Origin of the sequence: Domibacillus sp. 8LH (assembly GCF_038806185.1) — a bacterium.
GTDB classification, from domain to species: domain Bacteria; phylum Bacillota; class Bacilli; order Bacillales; family Domibacillaceae; genus Domibacillus; species Domibacillus indicus_A.
In genome coordinates this window covers 1-266 of record NZ_JAVJNG010000169.1, presented here as the reverse complement: position 1 = coordinate 266, position 266 = coordinate 1, and the positions used below count along the sequence as shown (strand labels likewise).

The 266-nt window shown below is 60.5% G+C and carries 1 protein-coding gene; it reads right to left on the bottom strand.

Translation table 11 applies throughout. The features are described 5' to 3' along the window. Nucleotides 1-266: GTP-binding protein (locus RG959_RS24285; RefSeq protein WP_342799317.1), on the bottom strand; the 266-nt coding region annotated here is incomplete at both ends.

Below are 266 nucleotides of genomic sequence, written 5' to 3'. Positions count from 1 at the left end.
ATCCACACCAATAAATACCAAGGTGCTCCGACGTTCCTCACCAGGCAGCCACTCCCGATCCCAGTCGGCGTTATACAGCCGCTGCACGCCCTGGAACAGCAGGCGGCGCGGTTCGTCTTCGATAGACAGAATGCCTTTGTAGCGCAGCAGGTTGTCGGCGTATTCCAGCAGCAGGCCTTCCATCACGTCGGAGATTTGCATCAGCGGCAGCGGGCGCTCCAGCGTCACGACAATTGAGCGGATGTCGCTCTGCGGCTGCGGGATGC